We start from the raw sequence: 26,572 nt of genomic DNA, 5'->3' as shown, positions 1-26,572 counted from the left end.
TCGAACCATGCTCTTACTGCTGGTGGAAGACGACCGGGATCTGGCCGCCTCGGTCCTGGAATACCTGGAATCCGACGGCTACGAGTGCGACCACGCCCCCGACGGAAAGGCCGCCCTGGAGCTGCTCCAGGCGCAGGCTTATGCGGCCATCGTGCTCGACGTGAACCTGCCGCGGATGGACGGTTTTGCCTTGTGCAAAGCCATGCGCGAGGCCGGCGTGGCCACCCCCTGCCTGATGCTGACCGCCCGGGACAGCCTCGCCGACAAGCTGAACGGCTTTCGCAGCGGGACCGACGATTACCTGGTCAAGCCCTTCGACATGGCCGAGCTGTCGGCCCGCCTGGGGGCCCTGTCCCAGCGGGGGCGCCACCTGCAGCGCCTGGCGGTGGCCGACCTGGCCATCGACCTGGCCACCCGGACGGCAGCGCGCCATGGCCGGCCGCTGTCGCTCAGCGGCAGGGAGTGGCAGGTGCTGGTCCACCTGGCCCGCAAGAGCCCCGAGGTGGTGACCCGGGAGCAGCTGGAGGACCTGCTGTGGCCGAACGGAGCCCCCTCCGCCGACGCCTTGAAGATGGTGCTTTACCGGCTGCGCAACGTGGTCGATGACGGCGAAGCGCAGGCCCTGGTGCATACCATCCGGGGCCACGGCGTGGCGCTGCGGGCCCAGGCACCGCAGCCATGAAGCTGCGGCGCCTGTTCGCCGGACGCCTGCTGGTGCTGGTCCTGCTGGTCAGCGGCTTGAACGGCTACGCCATCTACCGCCTCTACAACTGGGGCCTGGACGACAGCAGCGAGTTCTATCTGTCGAAGGACGCCGAGCAGGCCGGCGCCCTGTACGAGTCGACCGGCCGGCTCCCGGCCGGCGATGGGTTCCGCCAGTACTTCGTCGACGCCAAGGCGCTTTCCGCCCGCTATGGCCAGGCGCTGACGAAAGCCCGCTGGACGCCGGGCCAGGCCGCGACCTTCGATACCGGCCAGGCCTTTTTCTACGTCATGCCGTTCGAGCTGGGGCCGGGGCACGAGCCCGCCTTCGTGGTGCACCGCTTCCTGCCCGAGGACGATGCGGGGCACGGCGGCCCCAGCCTGACCATGGTGGCGCTGGTCCTGCTGCTGCTGTCGCTGCCTATCGTGGGCGTGGTGGCGTTCGAGATGTTCCGCTCCGTGGGCGGCCCGATCGAACGGCTTACCGCCTGGGCCAAGACCCTGCCCGGCCAGCCGGCCGGGGCGCCGCACCAGGCCCCGGCCCTGCCGATCGAGGAACTGGACACCCTCGCCGCGCAACTGCAGGGCGCCATGAACGAACTGGCCGCCACCCATCAGCGCGAGCAGTACTTCCTGCAGACCCTCAGCCACGAGCTGCGCACGCCGCTGGCGGTCACCGGGGCAACCCTCGACCTGCTGGACAAGAAACGCGACAGCGCCATGACCCCATGGCAGCACCAGCTCGACCGCCTCCGCCGCGCCCATGGGGATATGCGCGCCATGACGGAGACCCTGCTGTGGCTCTGGCGCGAAGGGCACGAAGAGCTGCCGCTGGTTCCGGTGCCGCTGCAGCCCTTGGTGGAGCAGGCCTGGCGCGATCTCAGCGCGCGCGTTTCGGAGCAGACTTTCAGCCTGCAGCTTGATGTCGCCGCGGACCTGAGTGTGCGCGCGATGCCGACCCTGCTGCAGATGACCATGCACAACCTGCTACGCAATGCCCTGCAGCATGGCGCCCCGGGCGTCATTCGAATCCAGGCGGATACCGGCAGCCTTCGTATCAGCAATGCACTGGGCAGGGACGAGCCGGGCGATGGCGATGCGCACGGCTTTGGGGTCGGCCTGCATCTGGTCGAGCGCATTGCCGAGCGCATGGGATGGCGGGTGGCAGTGACGCAGACCGAACAGCTGTTCCAGGTCCAGGTGATCTACGCCGATACCTGAGCACGACCCCGAAGCGGCCGTTACCTGCCTGTTACCCGCCAAGCCCTAGCCTTCGTTTCCACCCTTGATTCAAACCCGGCGAACGAGGTGCCACTGTGGCTACGCGCAGGCAGTTCATAACCCAAGCTTCTTCCCTGATCGGCCTCGGCCTGGTTTCTCCGCTGGTGTTCGGCTCGTCGAACCTGTCGTCGTGGCTGGGCAATGCCGCCGACGGCGACCTGTATATGCCGGAAGAGGAACATCCGCACCTGCGCACGTTCATGGCGTTCGGCGCGCAGAGCTCGAACTGGCGCGATTGGACACCTGACGTGCAGGCCTGCCTGGGCCTGGTCGCCAGCACCATCGCCGCCTATGAGCCGGTAACCATCCTGTGCCGGGAAGACGAGTTGGATCTGGCCAGGGAACTCTGCGGCACCCACAACACGCGGTTCATCACCACGGATCTCGACGACATCTGGATGCGCGACATCAGCGCCAACTTCGTTATCGGCCGCCATGGCGAAGTCGGCGCCGTCGATTTCAATTTCAACGGCTGGGGTGGCAAGCAGGAACACGACATGGATGCGCGAGTGGCGCGCCTGGTCGCCAACGATGCGCACGCCGAATACATCCGCAGCGAGCTGACCGGCGAAGGCGGCGGCATCGAAGTGGATGGCCAGGGCACCGCCATCCTCAATGAAAGCTGCTGGGTCAACGCCAACCGCAACCCGGGCTGGAGCCGCAGCCAGATCGAGGACGAGCTGAAGGCCGTGCTTGGCCTGAAGAAGATCATCTGGCTGCCGGGCATCAAGGGCAAGGACATCACCGACGCCCACGTGGACTTCTACGCGCGCTTCGTCAAACCCGGCGTGGTCATCGCCAACCTGGACAATGACCCGTCGTCGTACGACTACGCCGTGACCCGGACCCACCTGGACATCCTGCGCAGCGCCACCGACGCGAACGGCCATCCACTGACCATCCATGCGCTGCCGCCGCCGGAACGGCTGCGCAAGAACCGCTTTATCAACGGCAACGATGCCTTTGCCGCCGGCTATATCAACTTTGTGGTGGTGCGCGGCGCCGTGATCGCACCCGAGTTCGGCGACGCGCATGCCGACAAATACTGCAAAGACCTGCTGCATTCGCTGTACCCGTCGCACCGGATCATCCAGCTCAATATCGATCCGATCGCGGCCGGTGGTGGTGGCATCCACTGCGTCACGCATCATCAGCCGCAGGTCTGAAGCGCTTCGTCGCGCATCCCCGCCGGTTCTCAGGCGGGGATGCCTTCGCGTTTGATCGCCGGAAACGGAATGCCCAGCGCGCGCATCTGCTCATACGGGTTCATGAACTCGCGCCCTTGCTTGATCTTCCCGTTCTCCATCAAGAACGAATGGATGAAGTGGTTGCGATAGATGCCCGGCGGATAGCCCGGAAACAGGATCTGCCCCTCGCCATCGCATTCGACCCAGAAACGGTTCGGGTCCTGCGTCTCGAAGATCTGCACGTTGAGCCATTGCCAATCCGGGAAGCACTTCAGCGACCAGGCGCCGTGGGCTTTCAGGGCTTCATGGCCGTAGGAGGCGATCGGGCCGCCGGTATCGTTGGTCCACAGGCCACCGCTGCCGTCTTCGGTGAAGAGCTGGTAGCGGGTGAGGCGGCCTTCGCCGCGGCGGCTGAAGTAGTCCTCGATGACGCGGCGGTGGAGTGCGCGCAGTTCGTGGTCGCCGGTGATCGACTGCGCTTGGTTCGTGTTCGACATGGACATTCCTCTGGTCAATCCATCTACCTGCAAAAGAGAACCCTTCTCCCCTCGGGAGCACGCGGGGAGCGCACAGGGATGTGCGCGGTTTTGAGGAGCGAGGAAGGTGGCGGCAGCCGGATGAGGGTACGGGCGGAGTGCGACGCCCCACTCCGCCCGTACCCTCACCCCAACCCCTCTCCCAACGGGAGAGGGGCTTTACTCAAGCCTTCCAGCGCAACAGCTCCCCACGCGCCACCACCGTCGCCGCGCCCGAGACCTCAACCGGCCCGATCGCATCCATCGACCCACCCACCGTCGCCCGCATCAACGAGCGCCGCCCCATCTCCACACCTTGGAGAATCTCGATGGTGGTGCCGAACTCCAGCAACCCATGGCGTATCAGATGCAACGCCAACGGCCCCGCTGCCGAACCCGTCGCCGCGTCTTCCGCTACGCCATAAGCCGGCGAAAACATCCGCATGCGCCAATGCCGGCCTTCGCCCGCGAAACAGTTGACCGCCACGTCCGGCAGCGTCGCCAGCACGCGCAAGTCCGGCTTCACCGCCGAGAGCGCCTCGATCGTCGGCAGGCCGACGAAAACATGCCTCGGACCGATGTGATAAACCTCGACGGGCAGCGTCGAACCTTCGAGCCCCAGCCCATCGATAAGCACCTCGGCGTGCTCATACGGCAACCAGGTCGGTACCGGTTGCCGCATCGACGCGGCACACACCACACCTTCCAGGTCCCGCTCCAGCTCGAACGGTATCGTCCCCATCGCGGTCGCCATCCGCAGCGTGCCGCGGTGCCCGCGCTGCCCCAGCACAATGGCCGTGCCCAGCGTCGGATGCCCCGCAAACGGCAATTCGTTCACCGGCGTGAAAATACGCACGTGCACATCGGCACCCGCCGGAGGAGGAAACACAAACGTGGTCTCCGACAGATTCAACTCCCGCGCGATCCGCTGCATGTCATGCGCTTCCAGGCCCTGTGCCTCGAAGAACACCGCGACTGGATTCCCTTCCAGCGGGTTCTGCGTAAAAACATCGGCCACCGCATACGGCATCGATTTCAAGGCTGCAGCCTCCGCCAGTGCCAGCCCTGCCCATCGCGCTCATAGCGCAGGCGCTGATGCAGGCGATCCGGCGCGGCGTGCCAGAACTCGATGATCTCCGGATAGATGGCGTAACCCACCCAACCGTCGGGCCGCGGCAGGCCCAGCGATGCGGCCAGCAGCGCATTCGCTTCGTCGCGCAGGGCCGCCTCGTCTTCCAGCGGCGCGCTCTGGCGCGACACGAAGGACATCGCATTGGTGGTGAGCGGCCGCCGGCCCCATAGCGCATCGGAGACTTCGGCCGAGACCAGCCGCGTCGGCCCGGCCACCGTGATCTGCTGCTTGGTTTCCCGCCAGTACAGCACGCCCGACGACCAATGGGTCTCGTCGATCTCACGGCCCTTCTGGCTGTGCCGATGGGTGGTGAACACCAGCGCGTCCGGCCGCACCTCGATGACGTGCACCATGCGCGCGGAGGAGCGCCCATGCGGATCGGCCGTGGCCAGCGCCATCGCACCGCACTCCGGCACGCCCAGATCACGCGCCTCGTCGAACCAGCCGCGGATCGCACCCATCGGGTCGGCCGGCGGCGTTCCGAACACGCTGGTGTCGCGTGCGGCGACCGTGGCGACTTCGTACTCCGCCATGGTCACGCCCCTCCCTGCAGGAAGCCCACGGGCGCATGGCCCGGTGCCGGTACACCCAGGCTCGCCGCGCCGAACCATGCCGTGGGCGCGCCCTGGTCGATCAGCGCCTCGACATCGAAGCTCGAACGCCAGGTCGGCGGATAACCGACCAGCTCGGTCGCGCGATTCGGCGGCAGCGACTGGCTCATCGCTTCGTGGTGTTCCCACAGCACCACTGCGCCCCACAGGTTGTTGGCGGGGTCGGAGATCCAGAACTTCATGCGCATGCCGGCGATCGCCTCCCACGGCGCCACACCTTCGCCATGCAGGTACGTGCGCAGCGATTCGATCGTCTGGGCCGATCGGTCGAGATTCCACCAACTTATCGTAGCGATCATGATGAGAGCACTCTCTTGACGTTGGATGCGATGATGTCCACGCCACGCCGCGTCAGCAGCGATTCGGCGTGAAACTGGATGGAGGCGAAGCGGTCGCCGCGCAGCGCATGCACTTCGTTCGAGGCCAGGTCGCGGCTGACCTCGACGTTGCCGGCGCCCTGAACGTTGATTGCGCTCGCCTCGCACTTGGCCACGAACGAGTTGTAGAAGCCGACCCACTCGCGGTGACCGAACAGATCGATTTCCTTCTGCACGCCCTGGTTCGGCTCGGCGCGCGGCACCAGGTCCAGGCCCAGCTCGAGGCAAAGAATCTGATGGCTGAGGCACACCGCCAGGAACGCCTTGCGGCGCGCCAGCAGCTCGCTCATCACGTGGCGCAGGCTCGCCACCCGCCGATCGCGGCTATCGCGTGGGTCGCCGGGCCCTGGCCCCAGCACCGCGACGTCGCAATCGCTGTCGAACAGATCCGGATCGGTGCAGCTCTTGATGGTCACTTCCAGCCCGATCGCCTCGAGCTGCTGCGCCAGCATCGCGGTAAACGCATCTTCGGCATCGATGATCAATGCCCGGCGCCCGCGCAAGGACGGATCCACGCAGATCCGCTGGCTGCTGTCGGTCAACCAGAAGTTGGCGACGGCGCCGTTGCGCTTGCCGAGCGCGGCCTGGACCGCCGGCACGCCGGCAAAGCTTCGCGTCGCCTGCACCCCGAGCGCCGCCAGCAGCGCCCTGGCTTTGGCGCGCGTCTCCTCGGCCTCGGCGTGCGGTTGCGAATGGCGCACGATGGTGGAGCCGACGCCGATCTTCATCGTGCCGTCGGCGGCGATTTCCGCGGTGCGGATCAGGATCGCCGAATCGAGCCGCTCGCCGCCCGCCGCGTCGTTGCCGATCAAGGCAATGACGCCGGCATAGAAGCCGCGCCCTTCGCGCTCCTGCCGCGCGATCACCCGGCACGCATTCTCGATCGGGCTGCCGGTCACCGTCGGCGCGAACAGCGTCTGCCGCAGCACGATGCGCGCCTCGGCCTGCGTGCGGCCCTCGATGTAGTACTCCGTATGCGCCAGCCGCGACATCTCTTTCAGATACGGGCCACGCACCGTACCGCCAGCCGGACAGAAGTGCGCCATCATCTTGAGCTCTTCGTCGACCACCATGTAGAGCTCGTCGACTTCCTTCTCGTTGGTCAGGAAGTCCAGCACGCCATCCAGGGTCGGCCCGGTCGAGGGATAGCGATACGTGCCGCTGATCGGGTTCATCGTGGCCACGCCGTCCTCGACACTCACATGCCGCTCCGGGCTGGCGCCGATAAAGCTGCGGCCACCCACATGCACCAGGAAGGTCCAATAGGCCCCGGATTCCTGCACGGCCAGGCGGCGGAACCCCGCCAAGGCCGTCGCCAGCGAGTAGTCGTACAGTCTGGCGCGATAGGTGCGCTTCAAAACGAAGTTCGCCCCTTCGCCATGCCCGATCTCGTCGTTGATCACCCGGCGGACGGCCTCGGCATAGACCTCGTCGTCCATGTCGAACGCACCTTCCGACAAATGCAGCGCCACCTCGGGGAAGACGTCGAGCACCTCGTCCAGCGGATACGCCTCGCGCTCCCGGATCTCGATGGCGCAAAGCCTCTCGCCGTCGTCGATGCAGGCAAAGCCGCGCTCGCGCAGCTGGGCATAAGGAATCAGTACCAGCAAGCCTTCCCTGGATTCGTCCGTATCCGGCAGATCGACGAAGGATTCGCAGGTGCGCGCGTGGCCGGCATAGGCTTCCAGCATGCGTACACCCGGTCCTTTGTCGCGGACGATCAAGGCGAACGCGCTGTCCTGCAGCGCTCCGCTGATGATCCGTTGCAGCAAGGTCGCGCTCATTGCACCACCTCCGCGGTGGTGAGCACCACAGCGCAGCATCGGGCCGCGTGCTCCAGCGCCATCAGGTGCCGCTCCAGCGTGAAGTCCGCGGTCGCGTCGGCGACGACGAAGGTTTCGATGTCGTGCGAGAACGACTCCAGCGCCGTGGTGAGAATCCCGATGTGCGCATAGACGCCGCCGATGATCAGCTGATCGCGACCATGCGCGCGCATGCGCGACTGCAGATCGGATTTCCAGAACGCGCTGTAGCGCCACTTCTTGAACACCCAGTCGCGATCCTCCGGCGCCAGCTCCTCGATCACGGCGCGATCTTCCGGCGCCACCTGCATGCCGTCGCCCCAGAAGTCGCGCAGCAGCCCGCGCTCATCGCGGCTCATCCCGCCCGGCTGCGCCGTATAGGCCACCTGCATATCGTGATCGAGCGCGAACTCGCGGATCGCACGAAGGTTGCCGATCAACGGCACGTCCAGGCCGGCCTGGCGCAGCGGGCGCAGAAAGTAACGCTGCATATCGTGGATCAGGAACACCGCACGTGCCGGATCGATCGTCCAGCGCGGGATATTCCGCGGCAGTTGCCCGGACACCGGCAACGTATAAGCGCTGATCGAGGGAATCCCGGTCATGGCGTGTGCAAACCTCGTGGCGTCGATGGGTGGGTCAGATAACGGCAACCGGCCTGGGGCTGGCGGCGGGTCTTGCGCCGACCGTCGGCCCCGAGCGATCCGCCTTGGTGATCAGCATGGCCAGCTCCATCGCCTGCTCGTAGTTCAGGCGCGGATCCACCGCCGACTTGTAGGCGCGCGGCAGATCCTGCTCGGTCAGGCTGCGGGCGCCGCCCAGGCATTCCGTCACGTCTTCGCCGGTCATTTCCAGATGCACGCCCCCCAGGCGGGTGCCCTCGGCCGCGTGGATCTGGAACGCGGTTTCGAGTTCATACCGGATGTTGTCGAAGTGGCGGGTCTTGATGCCGGTGGGCGTGGTCTCGGTGTTGCCGTGCATCGGGTCGGCGACCCACAGCACGTGCCGTCCGGCGCGCCGTACGGCGGCGAGCAGCGGTGGCAGCGCTTCGGCGATGTGCTTGCGGCCCATGCGGGTGATCAGGGTCAGCCGCCCCGGCTCCTCGTGCGGGTTGAGCACTTCGATCAGCTGCAGCAGTTCGTTCGGCTTCGTCGAAGGACCGACTTTCAGCGCCACCGGATTCTGCAGGCCGCGGAAGTACTCGACGTGCGCACCGCCGATATCGCTGGTGCGCATGCCGATCCACGGCAGATGCGTGGAAAGATTGAAGCAGCCGCGGCGATGCGGCACGCGACGCGTCACCGCTTCTTCGAACGGCAGCAGCAGCGCCTCGTGGGAGGTGTAGAAGCCGGCGCTGACGCGCTCGGTTCCCATCTGGCCGCCCAGGGTGTGCAGGAACCGCCATGAGTTGGCGATCTCCTCGACCGCCTTGCGGTACTCGATCGCCCGGGGCGACTGATCGATCCAGTCCAGCTGCCAGTATTCCGGATGCCGCAGATCGCCGAAGCCGCCTTCGAACAGAGCGCGCGTAAAGTTCAAGGTCAGCGCCGAGAACGCGTAGGCCTGGAACATCCGCTCGGGATCGGGTTGCCTGGCGACCGCATCGAACTCCGGCGCATTGACGATATCGCCGCGGAAACTCGGCAGCGTTTCGCCGCCCAGGGTTTCCTTGTCGCTCGAGCGCGGCTTGGCGTACTGCCCGGCGAAGCGCCCGACCCTGATCACCGGCTGCTTGAGTCCATGCCCGAGGATCAGGCTCATCTGGAACAGCACTTTCAGGCGATTGACGATGGTGTCTGCATCGCAATCGCCGAAGCTCTCCGCGCAGTCGCCGCCATGCAGAAGAAACCGGCGGCCTTCCTGCGCATCGGCGAGCGCGCGCTTCAGTTCCTGGATTTCGCCGGACGTCACCAGGGGCGGCAATTTGCCGATGCGGCGTGCCACCGCATCGAGCTTGGCGCCATCGTCATAGCTTGGCTGGTGTAGCGCCGGACGCGAGCGCCAGGACGACGGATTCCAGCCGCCATCCTCTCTCGTGTGGCCTTGCTGACTGCTCATCTCACCGACCTCCGTGTTCGACGACATGGATGCGCCGGCCCCTGACCGGCGACGCGCGATGCTGCGCCGACTCGTATCGGCGATCGGCAAATTAGCAAAACGAATCAAGGCAAAGAACCGTAGAAAACCCGGTAAGCGTCATCGCCACATGTGCATTACGGTTCGCACGCCAGCTATTGCGACTGGCCTATGCCATGGCCCAACGAACCCAAGGAGCGCCACATGTCAACGCAAGCCGAAGCCGTGCGCGACACCCACGCGGTCAACGAGATACCGCCGCACTATCAACTGCTGCAGATGATTACCGGATACTGGGTGACGCAATCGATCTATGTCGCGGCCAAGCTCGGTATCGCCGATCTCGTCGCCGACGGTCCGCGCCAGGTGGATGAACTTGCGCGCGCTTCCGGCGCCCAGGCGGATCTGCTCAACCGTGTACTGCGTGCGCTTTGCAGCGTCGGCGTCTTCACCGCGCACGGCAAGGACAGCTACGGCCTGACGCCCCTGGCCAACCTGCTGCGTTCGGACCTGCCCAACACCATGCGCCCGCAGGCGATCATGCATGGCGAAGAGCAGTACCGTGCCTGGTCGGATGTGCTGCACAACGTGAAGACGGGCGAAGTCGCGTTCGAGAAGGAGTTCGGCAAGAGCTACTTCGGCTATCTCGCCGAACATCCGGAAGCCGACCGCGTGTTCAACGAGGCGCAGGCCGGATACACCAAGGAAGTCGCCGGTGCGGTCGTCGATGCGTACGACTTCACGCCGTTCGCCACCGTGGTCGACGTCGGCGCCGGCTATGGCCCGATGCTGCTGAAGCTGCTCGCCCGCTACCCGCATCTGCGCGGCGTGCTGTTCGACCAGCCGCACGTCGCCGAAGCGGCGCTGACGCGCATCCAGGCCGCCGGCCTCAGCGGGCGCTGTCTGGCCGAGGGTGGCGATTTCTTCGCTTCGGTTCCGCCCGGCGGCGACGCCTACATCCTGTCGCTGCTGCTGCACGACTGGGATGAAGAGCGCAGCGTGACGATCCTGAAGAACATCCGCCGCGCGATCGCGCCGAACGGCCGCCTGCTGGTGGTGGAACTGGTGCTGCCCGAAGGCCAGACGCCGTTCTTCGGCAAATGGCTGGACCTGCACATGGCCGTGCTGCTCGGCGCGCGCGAGCGCACGGCCAACGAGTTCCGCGATCTGTTCGCCGCCGCGGGCTTCAAGCTGCAGCGGATCATCCCCACGCCGACCGGGATGAGCATCGTCGAAGCCGTGCCCGTCTGAATAGCGGCCGCTGCTCTGCGCGATAGACACGCATCGATGTCGACAGGTCGTGAACTTCGCTGGTGCGGTTAATGGTGCCTGGCGCATGCAGCGAAACGAGTCCGTAGAAATTACCGATGTACTGCGCCATCGCGCTCGTTACCGTCGAGTACGCCCCGGCACCGAGCAAGGTGCCGGGTGTCTACCGCGCCATCGACTGGCCATACCCCCGATCGTCAAGGAAATCATCATGTCCAAGAAACAAGCTGTTATTCGCGCCGACGAGACCGTCACCTTCATCAGCGTCTTCGACGTGGAACCCGAGAAGCAGCAGCAGCTGATCGACGTTCTGAACGAAGGCGCCGAGAAGGTGATCAGCAAGCGTCCGGGCTTTATCTCCGCCAGCATCCTGGCCAGCAAGGACGGCACCCGCGTCGTCAACTACGCGCAGTGGAAGTCGCTCGATGACGTGAAGGCGACCCGCGAAGATCCCAACGCGGCGCCGTTCGCCAAGCGCATGGCGGAAATCGCCAAGGCCACGCCGAACGTGTTCACCGTGTCGTCCGTGCACACGGCCTGATCGACCGCTTTGAACCGGGCGCCAACTGGCGCCCGGCTGGACCAGTTGCTTGCCCTGGGAGGGGATGCCATGAAGTCGTCCGCCCAACAGCCGAGAATCCTTATCGCCGGGGCGGGAATCGGCGGGCTCGCCTGCGCGCTGGCCTTGCATGCCGCGGGCTTTCGCGACGTGATCCTGCTGGAATCCGCACCGACGCTGGAGCGCCTGGGGGTTGGCATCAACGTGCAGCCCGCGGCGATCGCGGAGCTCAGCCTGGTGGGATTGGGCGAGGAGTTCGAGCGCACGGGCATCCGCACGCGCGCCATCGCCTACCTCGACGAGTTCGGCAAGCAGCATCGCAGCGAGCCGCGCGGCACCGCGGCGGGGCATCGCTTTGCGCAGTACTCGCTGCACCGGGGCGATCTGCAGGCGATGCTGCTGTACGCGGTGCGCGATCGCCTTGGCCCGGAGAGCGTGATCGGCGGAGCGCGTGTCGTCTCCTTCGCTGAAGCCGACGGCACCGTCACCGTGCGCCTGGCTTCCGGCGCGGCGGTCGGCGTCGACCAGATTTCCGGCGACCTGCTGATCGGCGCGGATGGCATTCATTCGAACGTGCGCCGCCAGTTGCACCCGGAAGCGATGGCGGTGCGCTCCGGCGGCCTGCAGATGTTCCGCGGCGTGACGGAGCTGCCGTCCTTCTTCGACGGCGAGACCATGATCGTCGCCAACGACAGCAGCAAGCGCCGCCTGATCGCGTACCCCATTTCCGCGCGGCATGCGCAACAGGGCCGGGCGCTCGTCAACTGGGTCTGCATGGTTCCGGACGAGCTGCTGCCGCCGACGTCGGATATCTGGTCGCGCGAGCGCGTGTCGGCGCAGGACATCCTTCCTCACTACGCGGACTGGAACATGGAGTCGTTCGATCTGCAGGCGATGCTGGCCGGCAGCGACACCGTGCTGCGGCAGGCGATGGTGGATCGTCCGCCACTGCCCTGGTGGGGCAAGGGCCGGGTGACCCTGCTGGGCGACTCCGCGCACCTGATGTATCCGGTCGGCGCGCATGGCGGTTCGCAGGCGATTGTCGATGGCTTCGAACTGGCCGACACGCTGGCTTCGAGCACCGATCTCGTCGAAGGCCTGCGCGACTACGAGATCCGCCGCCAGCCGGCGACCAGCAACATCGCCCAGGCCAACCGCGAGCGCGACGCCGCCGAGCGTTCGCTGGCGGTAACCGCGGGCGCCGACAAAGCCGTCGAAATTGAGCGCATCACGCGCACCTACAACGCTGTTGCCGAGCGGTCTTCACGTAACGGCTAGGCAACCCTCTTCCGTGCTGCACGCAAGGCCCAAGCCTGTTCTCAAGGAGGTAGTGTCGTGGACATCGATCAGAAACCCGCAATTGACGCCATCGTGATTGGCACCGGCATCGCCGGCATTTACGCGCTGCACAAGCTGAGCAACGAATTGAAGCTCAAGGTGCGCGGCTTCGAGAAGGGGGCCGGCGTGGGCGGAACCTGGTTCTGGAACCGCTATCCCGGCGCCCGCTCGGATACCGAAAGCTACGTCTATCGTTATTCCTTCGACCAGGAAACGTTCGACGGCTGGAACTGGACGCAGAAGTACGCAGCGCAGGGGCAGATGCTCGCCTACTTGAATGCCGTGGTGGACCGGCATGGCCTGCGCCCGTCGATCCAGTTCAACACCCGCGTGGTCGCCGCGAACTTCGACGAGGGGCGCGGCGTATGGGCGGTCGAGACCAGTGACGGCGAACTGGTCGAGGCGCGCTACCTGGTCACTTCGGTAGGCGTTCTGTCGAAGCTCAACAAGCCGGCGCTGCCCGGCCTCGATCGCTTCGAAGGACGCCAGGTGCATACGGGAGCGTGGCCCGACGATCTGTCGCTGGATGGCAAGAGAGTGGGCGTGATCGGCACCGGATCGACCGGCGTCCAGTTCATTCCGGCCGCCGCTGCGGTCGCCGGCCATCTGACGGTGTTCCAGCGCTCGGCGCAGTACTGCGTGCCCGCTGGCAACGATCAGCTGTCGCCGGAGTTTATCCGCGAGTATCGATCCAACTTCGCCGGCTATTGGGACCAGCTGCGCCAGACCCGGATTGCCTGCGGCTTTGCCGAAGCCGGCGTATCGGCGATGTCGGTCTCCGCCGAAGAACGCACCCGCGTGTTCCAGGAGCATTGGGAGGCGGGCAACGGCTTCCGCTTCATGTTCGGCACGTTCTCCGATATCGCGATCGATCCGGCGGCTAACGAAGCGGCCTGCGATTTCATCCGCGAGAAGATCGCCGCGATCGTCAGCGACCCGGCCACGGCAGCGAAGCTCTCGCCGCGCGAGCCCTACGCCAAGCGCCCCGTCTGCGCCGACGGCTACTACGAAAGCTTCAACCGGCCGAATGTGTCGCTGGTCGACCTCAAGGCGAATCCGATTGCCGAGGTCAACAGGAACGGCATCCGCACGGCCGACGGAAAGCAGCACGATCTCGACGTGCTGGTCTATGCCACGGGCTTCGAATGCGTGGAAGGCAGCTATCGCGAAATGAGCATCAGCGGCCGCGACGGCCGGTTGCTGGTGGACCACTGGGGCTCGCGGCCGTGCAGCTATCTGGGCATCACCGTGCACGGCTTTCCCAACCTGTTCATGGTGCTGGGGCCCAACAGCGTGTTCAGCAACCTGGCGCCGGCGATCGAAACGCAGGTGGACTGGATTGGCCACCTGATCGGGCGGTCCGAGCAGCTGGGCCAGCTCGTCGTCGATACGGATCCGACGGCCGAGGACGAGTGGACGGTCCAGTGCGAGCACATGGCCGCGTACACGCTGTTCCCGCAGGTGAAGTCGTGGATCTTCGGCGCGAATATCGAAGGAAGGCCGAACCGCGTGCTGTTTTTCTTCGGCGGGCTGGCGGCCTACCGCGAGCGACTGGCCGAGATCGTGGCCGGCGGCTATGCGGGCTATAGCTTCGCGTCCACCGGCCTTCACGCGCCGCTGCTGGCTGCTTCGAACGACAGCGTGGCAACGCCGATCGCCTGAGCGCACCGCGCTTTCGCCAACCATCGCTTCATGCAGGCCCGAACAGCTATCGCGACCGACCGTCGCGGTAGCTGTTTTTTTTCGATGTCGGGGGGCTGTCGACGTTCGCCGCCTGGATCGATTCAATCCGTTTCGCGTTGATGGAGCCCGCAGGCGCGCACTCCATTACACGCCGTTTTCACACCGACATTAGTCATAGTCGCTCAATTAATTAGGGCGAAAGACCGCATGTTCATTAGTCAACACGTGTTTGTGAAGCATCCGTCGAGATGCGCAGCATTAATCCCATTCGGGATAGGCCGCGACGGATTTTTGAAACAAAGCAACGGTTAATCACGTCACGAAACCGAAACTGGTTTCGTGTTTACTTTTATACCCTGCCGGATGGTAACCACGAGAGGCTTCGACAGAGCCTGGCACTCGCGACAGCGCTGAGCTGACCGCGAGCGTATGGCCCTGCGCGAAACACATTAGTACCGCCTGCTTGTGCATTTTGGCCGTAATACAAATGACAGATAGGCGCCGGTGTTTTTGATGCGTATAACCGCCTGCGCCGATGAAAAAGGAAAATCACGACCGGCCTGGACTTTATTTCAAATAAAGGAAAGCCGCGGGCGATTAATAACGCGCCATTGATATCGATACGCAAGGAGCCAAACCCATGCCGCAAGCCATTAGCAGTAATTTAGCGTCCATTATCGACCAGATACCTGGCGCCTGCGGTTGCAAGGACGAACAGTCGATTTTCCTTTACGCCAATCAGGAGTTCAAAGCGATCGCCGGCCTGCGCCCGGACGAGCCGATCGCGGGGCTGACCGACTTCGATCTGCCGGGCGACATGGCGGTCCATGCGCAGACCTTTCGCGAGCAGGACCAGTACGTGCTCGAGCGCAAGACCGCCATGACCACCTTCAACGTGTACCGGATGAAATGCGCGCGTATCAACGCCTTCCTGGTCACCAAGAAGCCGTTCATGGACCAGGAAACCCGCACCAGCGGCGTCCTGTTCCACCTGACCGACATGTCCGCGCTCAACACCGGCCTGCTGGGCCCATACCGCAGCAACGCGCCGCGCATCTTCAATGACCTGAACCAGCCGGGCGGCGTGAGCTATGTGATTGCCGGCGGTGACACGGATCTCGATATCACCCGGCGCGAGTACGAAGTTCTGTTCTATATGCTTCGCGGCGCCACGGCGAAGCGCATCGGCGACTTCCTGTCCATCTCCTCGCGCACGGTCGAGCAGTACGTGACCTTCCTCAAGGAGAAGTTCAACGTGCTGACCAAACAGGACCTGATCGAGAAGGCGATCCAGCTCGGCTATTACTATGTGATGCCGGAGTCGGTATTCCGCACGATGGCGCGTCCCGCGGCAACGCACTTTCCCCGGCATGAACCGGTGAGCAGCTTTCATTCCCTGCGCAACGGTGCAAGGGATACCCAGCCCGCGTCGAGATAGCGGACGAGCCAGTTCGCGGAGTATGTAGCCAGCGTCGGCGAGCAGATCCTGCTGGCCGACATCGATGGCGAGGTACCGGGCTTGATCTGCTGGGACGATTTCATCGACGCCGTGCATGTCCAGCAAGCAGGGCGCCGCCGCGGCGTGGCGCGGGCGCTGGTGGATGCAGCCGAGGAGGCCATGCGCAAGGCCGGCCTCCCGCGTGCACGGCTGGAAACCGATACCTTCAACAGCGTCAGCCAGGCGTTCTACCTTGCCCGCGACTATGTGGAGATGGTCAGCCGCACCCGCACCTCATAGCCTACCGGGCTCCCTTCAGCCACCGGAACGCCCGCCGGATCACCGACCCCGCCCGATCCGAGTTCCACACAAACGTCGCCACGCTCCGCCCCGGCATCGTGTACTCGAACCGCATCTGCCCCTCCGCCACCGAAACGGTGCGTGCCGCCGCGTGGCTGTTCACCATCACCAGCACGAGCGAGCCATCGGCTTCGTTCTGGAACGCGACGTTGGCGATGCCCTTGTCGGCATCGGTATCGGTGGACTTCACCCGCACGGCGCCGGGCAGGACGAAGCGGCTGAAGTGCGCCAATGCGTAGTACTCGTCATTGCGGCTGACGGCGCCGGTCTTCGAATCGATCGTCACCACGCCCTTGCACAGATCGCAGCCGCCGAAATGCGGGCCGTGATTCTCGTCCAGCGCCAGGTTCCAATAGATCACGCCGCGCGCCCATTGCTTGGTCCCCAGCACCAGCAGATTGCGCGTGAACCAGATCAGCTCGCCATTGACGCTCGATGCCCAGTCGCCGCCGGAGCATTCGGTGAGGTAGGCATCTTTCTGCGGAAACGCACGATGCACTTCGCCTTGCGCGTACTGGCTGCCTTCGTAGCAATGCCAGGCCACGCCGTCGATATAGCGCGCCGCGTCCGGATTGCTCAGCACGCTGGTCGGTTGCTCCGGATGGCTCCAGTTGTGGTCCCACTCCAGGATGCGGGTTCTGGGCTTGCGGTTCGCCAGCTTCGGGCCCAGGTACTGCGCAACGATGCGCGCGCGCGTGTCCGCGCCCACCTCCATGCCCGGATAGGTGATCGGCGTAAAGTTCGGCTCGTTCTGCAAGGTCAGCGCGAAAATGGGAATGCCATAGCCGCGCAACGCGTCGAGATACTTGACGAGATAATCCGCGTAGGTGCTCTCGTACTGCTCCAGCAGCTCCCCGCCGATCAGGTTCTCGCTGGTCTTCATCCACGCTGGCGCGCTCCACGGCGAGGCCACGATCAGCAAGTCGGGATTGATGGCCAGCGCCTCGCGCACCGCCGGTATCACTTCCTGCTGCAGGTTCGGCGTGACATTGAAATGCGCCAGCGCCGGGTCCGTTTCGCCGAACGGCACGTCGTCCAGCGTATAGGGCTGCAGCGAGAAATCGGAGGCGCCGATGGTCAGCCGCAGCATATGGAAGTTGAGATTCGGCGGCGGCCCGAACAACTCGTGCATCAGGGCCGCACGCTGCAGGGCATTGAGCTTGTTCTGCAGCAGCCAGGCCGACGAATCGGTCAGCGCCGCGCCAAAACCGGTCATGCTCTGGTAGGTGGTCTTGGGATCGATGATGACATCGGCGTCCTGCGGGTCGCGGATGCTCATGTCGATATCGGGCTGCGGCTTGAGCTGCAGCCGGCGGTCTTCCGTGCTCAGCCACAGCTCGACCGAAGGCATGATCGGGCGCGCCGAGGTGACGATCCTGGACTTGACAGGGGCCTGCTCGAAGCGCGGAAGGTAGAGCGCACCCAGGGTGAACAGGGCGATCAAAGCGATGAAGACGGCGGCCATCCGGCCTGTTTCCGATCCTCGCTCATCCATGGTGCTTGGGAACCCTGTCGCTTGTGCTGCAAATCATGCCGGATCGATGACTCCCCTGCCCGCTGCCCCGCATCATAGCCGCCGCGGGCGCCCTGGCTTCAAGAAGCCGGTCGCGGTACCGGCAGCATGCGATCGCCCGCCAGCTCCCTGGCTTTGCGCTGGTAGCGATTCCAGGACTGCGTCTGCCCCATGGCGCGGTACACGCAGGCCTGGGCCCAGGCCACGCGCCAGTCCAGCTCGCCCCAGGCCGAAAGCTGGCCGCTGATCACGAAAGCGTCACTGGCCTTGCCGGCTTCGAGCAGGGCCAGGCAGTAGGCGAGACCGGTATCGGCGATCAGTTCCGGCACGCCGTAGCGGCTGGCCTTGTTCATGGCCTGCTTCAATGCATCGAGCGCCTGCTCGCGCTGGCCGGCGACCTGGGCCTGGATCGCCTGGATGCGCAAGCCCTGGATGGCGATCCACTCGTCGCGGTCCGGCGCTGGGAGCTTGTCCGCCCAGGCTTGCATCGCAGCCGCCGCCCGCTGGATTTCCTGTGTGTTGCCGGCCTGCTGCGCGATCAGCACGTCGAGCAGCCAGGCATCGGCGGTGTCGTGCATGTCGCTGTCCCACTCCAGCAGGCGCCCGGATAAGGCTTTGGCGATCCAGGCCTGCGCACCTGCGACGTCGCCACGCTGCAACGCCAGCCTGGCCAGCAGCGTATAGACCGTTCCCTTGAGCCCGGGCTCACCGTGGGGATCGGCCTCGATCTGCGCCAGCACTTGCTCCAGCAGTGCGCTGGCGTCGGCGGCGCGGCCGATCCCGCCCAAGGCGTCGGCACGCTGGAACATCAGGATATGGCGGCCGATGTTGTCGGTGTACTCCGGAATCTTTTCATCCAGCGGCCAGTACCGCTCGGTGGTAGCGAATGCATCGGCATGCTGCAACAGCATCTTCTGCGAGATGACCAGGTGCATCAGCAGCGGCGGCAGATACGACTGCATGCCCATGCGCTGGTACTGGTCGTAGGCGCGCTGGATCGTGGGCAGGGCCTGCGCGAAGTGCCCGCGCCGCATGCTCAGGTCGGCCAGCGACTCGTCGACGCCCATCGCCCCCGCGGTGTCGCCGGCCAAGGCGTAGTTGATGCGTGCGTCGCCGAAATCCGCCTCGGCTTCGTCGAACCTGCTCGTCATGTTCAACAGCTCGGCGCGCTGCGCATAGGCGTAGGCGAGATAGCCGGTGTCGTTCTGCTTCTTCAGCAGCCTGATCGCCTCGCTCAAGACCTCGGCGCCCTCGTGGTACTTGTGCTCGCGATAGTAGACATACCATTGCTTCGCCAGCGCCCGGCCGCGCAGCAGCGGCCGGGTCTTCGCCGGCAACCGGTCCAGCAGGTCGGCCAGCCCGCTCTTGCATGGCTCGTACTCGCCCTGATCGCAATGGAAGGCCGCCTTGGCGTAGGCGAATTCCGACGTCTGCTGCAAGTCGGCCGGGGCGTTGTCGATCAACGCCTGCAAGACCTTCAGCGTGCCGGTGTGCGAGGCGGCTTCCATGCGCAGCAGGTATTGCTCCTGGTCGTCCGCGGAGGCGACGCGGTCCGAATCCCCGGCACCGAGCTGCGCAAGCAGGAATGCATTGGCCTCGTGCGCAGCCTTCAGCATGTTGTCGGAGAAGGCTTCCGCATGCAGGCTGCTGCCGTTGGATGCGGTGGCATCGAGCTGAACCTGCCAGCGGCCGTTATCCAGGGTGACCTGCGGCTGGATGACCAGGGCGTAGGACGAGAACGGCGCCTTGCCGCCCTGGTCCGCCTGGTCGAGCTGGTCGACCACCGCCTGGCTGCCCTCCACCGGGACCTTGGCGCCGCGAAGATCGCCGACGATCAGATCCATCAAGCCCAAGCGCAGCCACGACCAGTCCTCCGGCGCATGAATCTGCGCCGGCAGCACCACCGCGGTGCCTTGCCGGAACGCTCGGGCAGCACGCCCATGGAACCACCACAGCGCGAAGCCGCCCGCCGCGATCAGCAACAGCAACGGTACGCCCCGGCGCAGGCGGCGCGGCCAGGATGACGACGCAGGGCGCGGAGCCGCGTCACCGACACTGTCCGCCAGGGGCAGCGCAATGTCGGACACGATCGAGGTAGCCAGCACCCAGCGATAACCCACGCGCGGCAAGGTCTTGATGCAGCGCTGTTCGTCGGCGTTGTCGCCGAGCGCGCGGCGCAGCCGCACGATGGTCTGGGCCAGCAGGTTGTCGCTGATCTCGACGCTGCCCCACACCGCCGCGATCAGTTCGTCCTTGCCGACCGGGCGCTCGCGATGCTCGACCAGATAGACCAGGCAGTCGAATGCGCTGGCGGTGAGTTCGACGGCTGCCCCGTCCTGCCTCAGCTCGCGCGCCTGCGGATGAAGCTCGAATGCACCGAACCGGTAGGTGGTCGTCATGGGCGCCATTATGACCAGCCAGGTTGCGGTTGCTATCCCATGCCGCCTCGCCGGGATGCAGAGCGGCCGACGTGCAAACCGTTCGCCTCGATGAGAAGCCGCCATTTAAAAACGCCATCATAGAAATTGCATCGCGCGGCTGTTGGCCCGACGGACGGTTTTCTACGATGGCCCACCCACCAGCCCCGAGGTCATCATGAAAAAGCAGCTGCTTGCTTTCGCCACGCTTTGCATCCTGGGGATCGCCACCGCCAACGCGGCGGTGCCCGCCTACATCACGGCTGCTATCGACGACAGCGCGCGCCCGGCCACGGACAAGGCCAATGACGCGGCGCGCAAGCCGGCCGAGCTGATCGCCTTCGCGGGCATCAAGCCCGGCGACCGGGTCGCCGACATCATTCCGGGCGGCGGCTACTTCACCCGCCTCTTCAGCAAGGTGGTCGGGCCGAACGGGCATGTGTATGCCGTGCTGCCCGAGAGCATCGCCAGCAAGGCGCCGCCGGAAAAACTGCAGCCGATCCGCACGCTGGCCGCCGATCCCGCCTATCGCGACAACACCAGCCTGGAAACCCGTCCGTACGAGCGCCTCGATGTCGGCGCGCCGCTGGACGTGGTGTGGATTTCGCAGAACTACCACGACGTCTACGGCGCGGTCAGCGTGTTCGCCGTCGACGGCACCACCGGCACGAATGCGGCCGCCAAACTCGATGCCGCCGTGTTCAAGGCCTTGAAGCCGGGCGGTGTGTTTGTGGTGGTCGATCACACGGCCAAGCCCGGTGCCGGCGAAGCGGATGCGCATGCACTGCATCGGATCGACCCGGCGACGGTGATCGAGCAGGCCAAGGCGGTGGGTTTCGTGCTCGAAGGGCGCAGCACCGTGCTCGACAATCCGCAGGACGCGCATGACAAGTCGGTGTTCGCCCCGGAAATCAAAGGCCACACCGACAAGTTCGTGCTGAAGTTCCGCAAGCCGACGGAGCGGTAAGCGGCAACAGGCAGGCGCGGCATGCACCTGCCTTCACGATGCGCTGTGCTAGCTTGCCGCGCGATCCGGACAGCCGTCCGGATCGCGGGCATTCCCGCCCATTCATAAGGAGATGAGTGATGCATCGCATGCTCTATCTGGCCGCGCCAGCCATGCTCGGCGCCGTTGCCCTCCTGCTTCCCGCACCGTCCTCGGCTGCTCCCGGCGCGCTTCCCGCCAAGCCGGTGATCTCCGCCTTCGCCACACCCACCCAGGCCAGCTCGCCCCAGGGCGTCGACGTCGCCGCGGACGGCAGCGTGTGGTACTCGGAAACCACCGCCGGCAAGATCGCCGTGCTGCGTCCGGATCGCAGCTCCGCGGAGTTCCCGCTGCCCAATGGCGGCCAGCCTTTTATCCTCAAGGCCACCCGGGACGGCATCTGGTTCACCGACAGCGCCAACCACGCGATCGGCCATCTCGATCCGCATAACGGCGAGGTGGTGGAGTACGCGATTCCCTCCGGCGCCGCGCCGTTCTTTATCCAGCTCGCGCCGGATGGCAGCAAGTGGTTTTCCGAGACGGCCGGCGTCGGCCGCCTGGCGCCGGACGGCAGCATCACCGAGTGGACGGTGACGCTGGAACACCCCGACGACAATATCGAGCAGCTCAGCCTCGATCGGCGCGGCGATGTGTGGTTCGTCGAACGCAACTTCGACGGGTCCGGCGCGGCGGGCACCAACAAGGTGCGCCGCTTGAATCCCGGCACCAACGTGATCAGCACCTACCTGGTGCCGACCCTCGGCGGCAATCCGGCCGGCGTGATCGCCAACGCCAATGGCACGGTATGGGTGTCCGAATACTATGCCAACGCCCTGGCCCTGCTCGACCCGCTGGTGGCGCCGCACACCGACGAGGTGGTCGCACCGGGTACGCACGGCGCCAACCATCAGGCCGCGACCGTCGCGCGTACCGTGGCGGCACGCGCGACGCCTGCACGCACGCAGGCGCCGCCCGCCGCCCACGTCGTCCAGCCGTCGGTGACGCGGGGCTGGATCGAGTATCCCCTGCCCATCGCCAATGCCAACGCGGAAGACATGCGCGTGGACAGCCATGGCCGGCTCTGGTTCGAGGAAGACGCCGGCTACCTCGGCGTGCTGGATCCGGTGAGCAAGCGCATCACCGAGTTTCCGATCACCCCGTCCAACAGCGGCTACTACAACATCGCACTGGACCCACGCAGCGGCGCGCTGTGGTTCAGCGCGGCCGGGGTGTTCGCATCGGTGACGACCCAGGTGGGTTATCTGGATATCCGGTTCTGATGCATGGGAAGGGCTTGCAGCGATGCAAGCCCTTTACTTTGGACGCGTGGCATCACAACGTCGGCAACACCGAGCGCACGTGCGCCTCGAAGCGATGCGACAGGCGCGATGCATGGCGCCCGGTGTGCTGGATGGTGATGCCGATCGACGGCAGCGCCGGCAGGCCGCTCGAGGGCGGCAGTACGTGCAGGTCCGGCGGCACGCCGGTAAGGGTCATCACGGTGATGGCCTGGCCGGAGCGCACTACGGCGGTGAGGCCGGCGACGCTGCCGCTCGCATAGGCGATGCAGTAGCGCCGTCCCGTGCGGTCGAGGCTGGTGGTGGCGGCGAGGTGATCGAGCGCGTCCGGATCGGATAACGCCAGTTGCAAAGGCTCGCGCCGGAAGGCGTCGCCGCCCTTGCTACCCACCCATACGAGCGGCTCGCGGCGCAGGAACTGGCTGCGTTCCGGACTATCCGGCTGCGATACCAGTGCGATATCCAGCGACTGCTCCTTCAAGCGCTCCAGCAAGCGCGGTGACGTGGCGCAGACCACCTCGATAAATACTTGTGGATGAAGACTGGCGAAGCTCTGCAGCAGGCTGGGCAGGAACACGCGGGCGTAGTCGTCCGGGCAACCGAAGCGCAGGCGGCCCGACAAGGTTTCGCCGGTGAGATCGGCCACCGCTTCGTCATGCGTATGCAGGATCCGCTGCGCATGCGCCAGCAGCCGTTCGCCATGCGTGGTGAGGGAGACGCCGCGGCCGCTGCGGATCATCAGCGGCTGCTGCACGGCCTGCTCCAGCTTCTTCAGTTGCTGGCTCAGCGCGGCCTGCGTGCGCCCCACCTGCCCGGCCGCGCGGCTGACCGTGGTGGCGTCGGCCATGGCCACGAAGTTACGCAGCAATGCGATATCGAGTCGGATGCCCATGCCATGGTCCCTTGCCAGGTGGGTGGCCCGGAACGGAGGGGGATGCCGGGGCCTCGCCGGATAATCGCACCTTATATGGGGCATTAGCGTTTTTAGTTGTCGCCCGCTTGGGGGCCGTGGCTAAGATCGAACGGAATGGCTTCGATCACCCCCGCGAGAGGATCCAACGCATGAGGATGACCCTGGGCAGGTCCATGTTGCTGTGCATCGTGGCCATGACCGCGATGGCCGCCGCTGCCGCGCCGACGGATGCAGCGCGGAAGGCGGCGCCCCTGTATGGCGTCAACGATATTCCGAAGAAGTTCGACGATGCGGTGCCCGGCGGGCAGGACTTCGTCAAGCGCGTGGTGATGATCCCGATGCGCGACGGGGTCAAGCTGTACACGGTGATCATGCTGCCCAAGGGCGCGCACGATGCGCCGATCCTGTTGACCCGCACGCCGTACAACGCGGAAGAACGCGCGGGCAATTCCACCAGTTCGTCGCTGCTGTCGGCGTTGCCGCTGGGCGATGCCGTGTTCGCCGAGGCCGGTTATATCCGCGTCTATCAGGATGTGCGCGGCAAATACGGTTCGGAAGGCGACTACGTGATGATGCGGCCCGTGCGCGGGCCGCTGAATCCCACCAAGGTCGACCATGTCACCGACGCGTGGGACACCATCGACTGGCTGGTCAAGCATGTACCGGAATCGAATGGGCGCGTCGGCATGATCGGCTCGTCCTACGAGGGATTCACCGCGGCCATGGCCCTGCTCGATCCGCATCCGGCGCTCAAGGCGGCGGTGCCGGAGAGTCCCGTCATCGACGCTTACATGGGCGACGACTGGTTTCACCACGGCGCGTTTCGCAACCTGATGCTCGGCTATGTGCATATGCAGACCGTGCAGAAGGGACCGGGCGCGCTCACGCCCAGCGACACCTACGACAAGTATGAGGAGTATCTGCGCGCCGGCTCCACCGGCGACTACGTGCGCAGCCGCGGCCTGGACCGGCTGCCGTTCGTGGCGCGCGTGATGGAGCATCCGGCCTACGACGCGTTCTGGCAGGGACAGGACCTGGTGCGGCTGCTGGCTGCGCACCCTTCGTCGGTGCCCACTCTGTGGGAACAGGGCTTGTTCGACCAGGAGGACATGTGGGGCGCGAACCACGCGTGGCTGGCGCTGAAGGCCGCGGGCCACTTGTCCAACAACTGGCTGGTGCTCGGGCCGTGGTCGCATAGCCAGGTCAACGGCACCGGCTATGCGCTGGGGCCGCTGAAGTGGGTGGGCGATACCTCGAAGGAATACAACCGCGACATGGTGCTGCCCTTCCTCGAGCAGTACCTGCGCAATGGACCGGTCGCGCCGCTGGCGCGCGTCTCGGTCTACAACACCGGCGACAACCACTGGGACCGCTTCCAGGACTGGCCGGCGGCATGCGAGCACGGCTGCGCGAGCGGATTGAAGCCGTTGTACCTGGGCAAGGACTACGGGCTTTCCTTCACCGCGCCTACCGACGCCGACGCGGGCGACAGCTATGTCAGCGATCCGGCCCGGCCGGTGCCGTTCCTGCCGCGTCCGGTGCTGGATCCGTTCTTCGCCTACGGCTTGACCTATGCCGGCTATCTGCCCTGGAGCAAATGGCTGGTGAGCGACCAGCGCTTCGTCGACGGCCGCACCGACGTGCTCGTCTACGAGACGCCGGTGCTGACCGCGCCGCTGCGCGTGCGCGGCATTCCGGTAGCGGACGTGCGAGCGGCCACTACGGGCACCGACGGCGACGTGGTGGTGAAGCTGATCGACGTGTATCCGCCGCAGGTGACGCACGATCCGTCGATGGGCGGCTATCAGTTGCCGATCGCGCTGGACATCTTCCGCGGCCGCTACCGCGAGAGCTTCGAGCATCCGACGGCGATCCCCGCGAACCAGCCGCAGCGTTACCGCTTCGAGCTGCCCAACGTGAATCATGTGTTCCAGCCGGGACATCGGGTGATGGTGCAGATCCAGTCGTCGCTGTTTCCGCTGTACGACCGCAACCCGCAGACCTTCGTGCCGAATATCTTCGAGGCGAAGCCGCAGGACTATCAGGCGGCGAAGATCACCGTGCTGCGTTCCAGCGCGCAGCCTTCGGCCGTGTGGTTGCCGGTGGTCGAGCGCTGAGCGTGGCTCAGCGCGAGGCTCACCTGGGCTCGGCCACCACCGGCCGGCGCACGCTCAAGGCGGTGCCGGCCGAAGCCACGATGATCGCGCCGATCGCCAGCCACTGCAGCGTGGTCAGGTGCTCGCCCAGCAAGGTGACGCCAGCCATCGCCGCGACCGCGGGTTCCAGGCTCAGCAAGGTGCTGAAGGTGCGCGCGGGCAGGCGCGTCATCGAGATCATTTCCAGCGAGTAAGGCAGCGCCGAGCTGAGCAAGGCCACGCCCAGCGCATACGGCAACAGCGCGGGCGACAGCAAGGCGCTGCCGGCATGCGCCACGCCGAAGGGTATCGCCAGCAAGGCGCCGATCGAGGTGCCCAGCGTCACCGCATCCGCGCCATAAGCGGCGCCGGTGCGCTGGCCCAGCACGATATACAACACCCAGCCCACACCCGCGGCGAGCGCATACATCACGCCCACCGGATCGAGCGACTGCACCTGCCCATGCAAGGGCAACAGCAACACCAGCCCGCCGATCACCAGCGCGATCCACACGAAATCGATCAGGCGGCGCGAACCGGCCATCGCCAGCGCCAGCGGCCCGGTGAATTCCAGCGCCACCGCGATACCCAGCGGGATCGTGCGCAGCGACAGGTAGAACACCAGGTTCATCGCGCCCATCGCCAGGCCATAACCCCACAGCGCACGCCAGTCCTTGCCGCTATGCACGCGCCGCCACGGCCGCCGCCACAGCAGCAGGATCAATGCGCTCAGCCCCAGCCGGTACGCGGTGGCGCCCTGCGCGCCGACCTGCGGGAACAGATGCTTGGCCAGCGAGGCGCCGCACTGGTACGAGACCATGGCGATCAGCAGGACACCGATCGCGAGCGCGACCTGGGTCTGGGTGGTGCGGGGTGGCATGTGGGGGCCATCACGGGGTGAGGTCCGTACATGATGCCAGCAGGCATGGTGAAAGCGGTCGCAGGGAAGCCGGACTGCTGACATCGCATGGCAGCAGCGTA

At 65.7% G+C, this 26,572-nt stretch carries 22 protein-coding genes and 1 pseudogene; 12 read left to right on the top strand and 11 right to left on the bottom strand.

Annotated elements, in window-relative coordinates:
* Positions 1–7 precede the first annotated feature (7 nt).
* The 3 genes from AB4083_RS12120 (at position 8) to AB4083_RS12110 (ending at position 3,149) form a co-directional block, all read left to right on the top strand.
* Positions 8–682 carry a response regulator transcription factor gene (locus tag AB4083_RS12120; protein ID WP_441608064.1) on the top strand — a complete coding sequence of 225 codons (675 nt, stop codon included), beginning with the start codon at positions 8–10 and terminating at the stop codon, positions 680–682.
* A complete protein-coding gene (locus AB4083_RS12115) occupies positions 679–1,923 on the top strand; it encodes a sensor histidine kinase (RefSeq protein WP_441608063.1) in 1,245 nt (414 codons plus the stop codon). The genes AB4083_RS12120 and AB4083_RS12115 overlap by 4 nt, the downstream gene beginning before the upstream one ends.
* Before the next feature lie 95 nt (positions 1,924–2,018).
* Positions 2,019–3,149: an agmatine deiminase family protein gene (locus AB4083_RS12110; protein ID WP_441608062.1), complete on the top strand. Its 1,131-nt coding sequence runs from the start codon at positions 2,019–2,021 to the stop codon at positions 3,147–3,149.
* A 29-nt stretch (positions 3,150–3,178) separates the two neighbouring features.
* Here the strand turns inward: AB4083_RS12110 and AB4083_RS12105 are convergent, their stop codons facing one another.
* The 7 genes from AB4083_RS12105 to AB4083_RS12075 form a co-directional block, all read right to left on the bottom strand.
* Positions 3,179–3,667 (bottom strand): PhzA/PhzB family protein, encoded by a 489-nt coding sequence (locus tag AB4083_RS12105; protein ID WP_441608061.1) that lies wholly within the window; start codon positions 3,665–3,667, stop codon positions 3,179–3,181.
* A 202-nt stretch (positions 3,668–3,869) separates the two neighbouring features.
* The gene (locus AB4083_RS12100) at positions 3,870–4,715 is read right to left on the bottom strand and encodes a PhzF family phenazine biosynthesis protein (protein ID WP_441608086.1); all 846 of its coding nucleotides are present in this window, start codon (positions 4,713–4,715) and stop codon (positions 3,870–3,872) included.
* A 5-nt stretch (positions 4,716–4,720) separates the two neighbouring features.
* Positions 4,721–5,350 (bottom strand): pyridoxal 5'-phosphate synthase, encoded by a 630-nt coding sequence (locus AB4083_RS12095; RefSeq protein WP_441608060.1) that lies wholly within the window; start codon positions 5,348–5,350, stop codon positions 4,721–4,723.
* A gap of 2 nt (positions 5,351–5,352) precedes the next feature.
* Entirely contained in the window at positions 5,353–5,727 is a 375-nt protein-coding gene (locus tag AB4083_RS12090; protein ID WP_441608059.1) for a hypothetical protein, read from the bottom strand.
* A complete protein-coding gene (locus tag AB4083_RS12085) occupies positions 5,724–7,589 on the bottom strand; it encodes an anthranilate synthase family protein (RefSeq protein WP_441608058.1) in 1,866 nt (621 codons plus the stop codon). Before AB4083_RS12085 ends, AB4083_RS12090 begins: the two co-directional genes overlap by 4 nt.
* Positions 7,586–8,212: an isochorismatase family protein gene (locus AB4083_RS12080; RefSeq protein WP_441608057.1), complete on the bottom strand. Its 627-nt coding sequence runs from the start codon at positions 8,210–8,212 to the stop codon at positions 7,586–7,588. Before AB4083_RS12080 ends, AB4083_RS12085 begins: the two co-directional genes overlap by 4 nt.
* Positions 8,213–8,246: 34 nt before the next feature.
* On the bottom strand, positions 8,247–9,665 hold the full coding sequence (locus tag AB4083_RS12075) for a class II 3-deoxy-7-phosphoheptulonate synthase (protein ID WP_441608056.1): 1,419 nt from the start codon (positions 9,663–9,665) through the stop codon (positions 8,247–8,249).
* 222 nt (positions 9,666–9,887) lie between these two features.
* Between AB4083_RS12075 and AB4083_RS12070 the strand changes: the two genes are divergently transcribed.
* From AB4083_RS12070 to AB4083_RS12045, 6 genes and pseudogenes are all read left to right on the top strand, one after another.
* Positions 9,888–10,934: a methyltransferase gene (locus AB4083_RS12070; RefSeq protein ID WP_441608055.1), complete on the top strand. Its 1,047-nt coding sequence runs from the start codon at positions 9,888–9,890 to the stop codon at positions 10,932–10,934.
* Positions 10,935–11,163: 229 nt separating this feature from the next.
* Positions 11,164–11,493, top strand: coding sequence for an antibiotic biosynthesis monooxygenase family protein (locus tag AB4083_RS12065; RefSeq protein WP_441608054.1), 330 nt, complete (start codon positions 11,164–11,166; stop codon positions 11,491–11,493).
* Positions 11,494–11,562: 69 nt separating this feature from the next.
* Entirely contained in the window at positions 11,563–12,789 is a 1,227-nt protein-coding gene (locus AB4083_RS12060; protein ID WP_441608053.1) for an FAD-dependent monooxygenase, read from the top strand.
* A 57-nt stretch (positions 12,790–12,846) separates the two neighbouring features.
* Complete coding sequence (locus AB4083_RS12055; protein WP_441608052.1) at positions 12,847–14,511, top strand: flavin-containing monooxygenase; 1,665 nt, start codon at positions 12,847–12,849, stop codon at positions 14,509–14,511.
* Between the two features lie 661 nt (positions 14,512–15,172).
* Complete coding sequence (locus tag AB4083_RS12050) at positions 15,173–15,970, top strand: PAS domain-containing protein (protein WP_441608051.1); 798 nt, start codon at positions 15,173–15,175, stop codon at positions 15,968–15,970.
* A 21-nt stretch (positions 15,971–15,991) separates the two neighbouring features.
* Positions 15,992–16,270, top strand: a pseudogene (locus tag AB4083_RS12045) (GNAT family N-acetyltransferase); the annotation flags it as partial.
* 1 nt (position 16,271) lies between these two features.
* On the opposite strand, the gene AB4083_RS12040 reads toward AB4083_RS12045, so the two are convergent.
* Both AB4083_RS12040 and AB4083_RS12035 read right to left on the bottom strand, forming a co-directional pair.
* Positions 16,272–17,795 (bottom strand): glycoside hydrolase family 30 protein, encoded by a 1,524-nt coding sequence (locus AB4083_RS12040; RefSeq protein WP_441608050.1) that lies wholly within the window; start codon positions 17,793–17,795, stop codon positions 16,272–16,274.
* 128 nt (positions 17,796–17,923) lie between these two features.
* Entirely contained in the window at positions 17,924–20,242 is a 2,319-nt protein-coding gene (locus AB4083_RS12035) for a winged helix-turn-helix domain-containing protein (protein WP_441608049.1), read from the bottom strand.
* Between the two features lie 196 nt (positions 20,243–20,438).
* Here AB4083_RS12035 and AB4083_RS12030 point away from each other — a divergent pair, with 196 nt between their 5' ends.
* Positions 20,439–21,227, top strand: a complete 789-nt coding sequence (locus AB4083_RS12030) for a class I SAM-dependent methyltransferase (protein ID WP_441608048.1) — start codon at positions 20,439–20,441, stop codon at positions 21,225–21,227.
* A 119-nt stretch (positions 21,228–21,346) separates the two neighbouring features.
* Entirely contained in the window at positions 21,347–22,525 is a 1,179-nt protein-coding gene (locus AB4083_RS12025) for a Vgb family protein (RefSeq protein ID WP_441608047.1), read from the top strand.
* Positions 22,526–22,577: 52 nt separating this feature from the next.
* Here the strand turns inward: AB4083_RS12025 and AB4083_RS12020 are convergent, their stop codons facing one another.
* Positions 22,578–23,435 (bottom strand): LysR substrate-binding domain-containing protein, encoded by an 858-nt coding sequence (locus tag AB4083_RS12020; RefSeq protein WP_441608046.1) that lies wholly within the window; start codon positions 23,433–23,435, stop codon positions 22,578–22,580.
* Between the two features lie 170 nt (positions 23,436–23,605).
* Here AB4083_RS12020 and AB4083_RS12015 point away from each other — a divergent pair, with 170 nt between their 5' ends.
* Positions 23,606–25,573: a CocE/NonD family hydrolase gene (locus tag AB4083_RS12015; RefSeq protein ID WP_441608045.1), complete on the top strand. Its 1,968-nt coding sequence runs from the start codon at positions 23,606–23,608 to the stop codon at positions 25,571–25,573.
* Between the two features lie 19 nt (positions 25,574–25,592).
* On the opposite strand, the gene AB4083_RS12010 is transcribed toward AB4083_RS12015, so the two are convergent.
* Positions 25,593–26,471: an EamA family transporter gene (locus AB4083_RS12010; RefSeq protein ID WP_441608044.1), complete on the bottom strand. Its 879-nt coding sequence runs from the start codon at positions 26,469–26,471 to the stop codon at positions 25,593–25,595.
* Positions 26,472–26,572: the final 101 nt, after the last annotated feature.

The organism is Dyella sp. 2RAB6, from assembly GCF_052115385.1.
In the GTDB taxonomy this organism is placed as follows: domain Bacteria; phylum Pseudomonadota; class Gammaproteobacteria; order Xanthomonadales; family Rhodanobacteraceae; genus Dyella_D.
This window is presented reverse-complemented; position numbering and strand designations above follow the sequence as displayed.